3 protein-coding genes are annotated in these 3541 nt (G+C 70.3%); 1 reads left to right on the top strand and 2 read right to left on the bottom strand.

The genetic code is table 11. The features are described from left to right. A partial coding sequence (locus tag ACLBYD_RS05555; protein ID WP_447815697.1) for an NAD(P)H-hydrate epimerase occupies positions 1 to 452 on the bottom strand: 452 nt, incomplete at its 3' end. Between the two features lie 28 nt (positions 453 to 480). Then, entirely contained in the window at positions 481 to 2346 is a 1866-nt protein-coding gene (gene glmS, locus ACLBYD_RS05550) for a glutamine--fructose-6-phosphate transaminase (isomerizing) (protein ID WP_447815696.1), read from the bottom strand. Between the two features lie 128 nt (positions 2347 to 2474). Here glmS and ACLBYD_RS05545 point away from each other — a divergent pair, with 128 nt between their 5' ends. Continuing rightward, positions 2475 to 3323, top strand: coding sequence for a hypothetical protein (locus tag ACLBYD_RS05545; protein ID WP_447815695.1), 849 nt, complete (start codon positions 2475 to 2477; stop codon positions 3321 to 3323). Positions 3324 to 3541 lie beyond the last annotated feature (218 nt).

The raw sequence follows: 3541 nt of genomic DNA, 5'->3' as shown, positions 1-3541 counted from the left end.
ACGGCGATGATCGGCGCGGTGATCTCGTCCACGACCGCGGCCGCCGCCGGTCGTAGCGGGCCGCGCCCGGAGATGCCGACGATGCCGTCGAGCACGAGGTCCGGGTCGCCGACGTGCTCTGAAGTCGCCGGGACGATCCGCCCGCCGGCCTTCCGCAGTGCCCGCAGACCCGCGGGGTGCGCCCGGTCGGGGTCGAGCAGCAGTGCCGTGACGGACACGCCGCGGTGGCGCAGGAAAGTTCCTGCCCACAGCGCGTCGCCGCCGTTGTCGCCGGACCCGACGAGCAGGCTCACCCGCCGACCGGCGATCCCACCGGTGCGTTCACGCAGTTCGGAAGCCACGACCCGCGCGAGTCCGTAGGCCGCGCGCCGCATGAGGGTTCCCTCGGGGAGAGACTCCAGCAGCGGCGCCTCCGCCGCACGGACCACGTCGGACGGGTGAAAACTGCGCATCGTCCCTCCTGCACCGGCGGGTGGGCCGCTATTCGACGGTGACCGACTTCGCGAGGTTGCGGGGCTTGTCGACGTCGTATCCGCGGGCCTGCGCGACCTCCGCGGCGAAGACCTGCAACGGCACGGTCGACAGCAGCGGCTGCAGCAGCGACGGCGACGACGGGATCTCGACGAGGTGATCGGCGAACGGCCGGACCGTCTCGTCGCCCTCCTCGGCGATGACGACGGTGACGGCTCCGCGGGCCTGGATCTCGCGGATGTTGCTGAGCAGCTTGCTGTGCAGCACGGCGCGGCCCTTCGGCGACGGCATGACGACGATGACGGGCAGTCCGTCCTCGATCAGCGCGATCGGGCCGTGCTTGAGCTCACCGGCCGCAAAACCCTCGGCGTGCATGTACGCCAGTTCCTTGAGCTTGAGCGCACCCTCGAGCGCGACCGGGTAGCCCACGTGCCGACCGAGGAACAGCACGGCCGGCGAGGCCGACAGCTCCCGCGCCAGCGCCCGCACCGGCTCCATGCCGGTCAGCAGCTCGGCGATCTTCTCCGGCATCGCCGCCAGGTCCTGGTACTCGCGGGCCACCTCGTCGGGATACTTCGTGCCGCGTGCCTGCGCCAGCGCCAGACCCACGAGGTAGTTCGCGGCCATCTGCGCCAGGAACGCCTTCGTCGAGGCCACACCGATCTCCGGGCCGGTGCGGGTGTAGAGCACCGCGTCGGCCTCCCGCGGGATCTGCGCGCCGTTGGTGTTGCACACCGCCAGCACCCGCGCCTTCTGATCCTTGGCGTGCCGGACCGCTTCGAGGGTGTCGGCGGTCTCACCGGACTGCGAGATCGCCACGACCAGCGTGGACCGGTCGAGCACCGGATCGCGGTAGCGGAACTCCGAGGCCAGCTCGACCTCGACGGGCAGGCGGGTCCAGTGCTCGATCGCATACTTGGCGACCAGGCCCGAGTGGTACGAGCTGCCGCAGGCGACGACGAACACCTTGTCGATGTCGCGCAGTTCCTGATCGGACAGGCGCTGCTCGTCGAGCACGATGCACCCGTCGACGAAGTGACCGCGCAGGGTGTCGGCGACCGCGGCCGGCTGCTCCTCGATCTCCTTGAGCATGAAGTAGTCGTGGCCGCCCTTCTCGGCGGCGGCGAGATCCCAGTCGATAGTGAACGGACGCGTCGCCACGTCGGTGTTGCCGTGGAAGTCGGTGACCTCGTAGGAGTTGTTCGTGATCACCACGACCTGGTCCTGACCGAGCTCGACCGCCTCCCGGGTGAACTCGATGAACGCCGCGACGTCCGAGGCGATGAACATCTCACCGTCGCCGACCCCGACGACCAGCGGCGTCGACCGGCGCGCCGCGACGATCGTGCCCGGATGGTCGGCGTGGGCGAAGACCAGCGTGAACGCACCCTGCAGGCGGCGCAGTACACTGCGGGCGCTGTCGACGAAGTTGCCCGCCGTCGGGCCCTCGGCGTAGGCGCGGGCCACCAGGTGCACCGCGACCTCGGTGTCGGTGTCGCTGGCCAGCTCCACACCCGACTTCTCGAGCTCCTCACGCAGCGGCGCGAAGTTCTCGATGATGCCGTTGTGCACCACCGCGACCTTGCCGGTCGCGTCGCGATGCGGGTGCGCATTGCGGTCGGTGGGACGACCGTGGGTGGCCCACCGGGTGTGCCCCATCCCCGCGGTACCGGCGAAGTGCTCCTCGCCGATCTCGGCGAGCTCGGCCTCCAGATTGACCAGCCGCCCCGCCTTCCGCTCGACGGCCAGACCACCCTTGCCGTCGAGGATGGCGATTCCCGCCGAGTCGTAACCCCGGTACTCCATCCGCCGCAGCGCTTCCACCACGACGTCGAGAGCACGACGGTGCCCGACATAGCCCACGATTCCGCACATGCCTAGCAGGGTACTGGTCGACCCCCGCCCGGGAACAACACACCGGTGAGCCCGTACACGTGCATCGGGGCACGCCGTCCGGTACGCACCGACCCCGGCGGGCAGCGCCATCCGCTAACGTTCAGGCCGTGGCGGCGAACCCCAAGAAACTGGCTCAGGAACTCTCCCGGCGCGGCCCGCACTCGGTGCTGCGCGGCGACCTGGCGCTCGCCGGTCAGCCGGGTGTCGTGTACACCCCCGCGGAAGGCTTCGACCTGCCCGCGATCGCGTTCGGGCACGGCTGGCTCACCGGGGTCACGAAGTACACGAAGCTCTTCGAGCACCTCGCGTCCTGGGGAATCGTGGTGGGCGCGCCCAACACCGAGCGCGGACCGGTGCCGTCAGCGATCGGGTTGTCGACCGACCTGCTCACCACCCTCGACATCTGCACCGGCGTGCGTCTCGGTACCGGGCGGATCAGTGTCCATCCGTCGAAGCTCGCGCTGGTGGGTCACGGTTCGGGTGCCGGGGCGGCGGTGCTCGCCGCAGCGAGGCGTGAGGTCGCGGCCGTCGCTGCGCTCTACCCCTCGCCCGTCTCCCCCGCCGCCTCCGAGGCTGCGGGCCGCGTGCGGGCACCGGGCCTCGTCCTCGTCGGTGAGAAGAGCATCGGGTCGATGACCAGCGACGCCGTCGCGGTCGCCCGGGAGTGGGGCAGCGACGACGTGCAGCTGCGGGTCGTCGACAAGGCCAACGACGAAGGACTCGTCGAGGGGCGCCGCCTGCTCGGAGCTCTCGGCGTCGGTGGTGCCGAGCGTCGCACGCAGGACCGCACTCGTGCGCTGCTCACCGGCTTCCTGCTGCACCGTCTCACGGGCGACAAGACGTACGCGATCTTCTCCGACCTCACCACCGAGCTGCCCGGCTCCACGGTGATCTCCGACCCCGACGTCGTCGATCGCGATCTCGGCACGCAGGTCAACCTGCTCCTCGGGCGCTGACGCACCGTCGTTCCGTCGTTCGCGTCACAGCGGTCCGGCTTCTGCGAGCACGACTCCCGCATCGCCCTCGTCGTTCTCGTCCTGCCGGTGGTCGTCCTCGACCGGTCCTGAGGCATGTTCGCGTCTGCGTTCGCCCGGGCGGATCCCGGGAACCGTCAGCAGTGCACCTTGATTCGGCGGATCGCTCGGTCCGTGCTGCATCGACCCGTCGTCGACGA

The organism is Rhodococcus sp. C26F (assembly GCF_053345925.1).
This window is presented reverse-complemented; position numbering and strand designations above follow the sequence as displayed.

Coding starts and splice junctions, on each gene's coding strand:
- glmS (WP_447815696.1), bottom strand. CDS start 2,346: ATGTGCGGAATCGTGGGCTATGTCGGGCACCGTCGTGCTCTCGACGTC.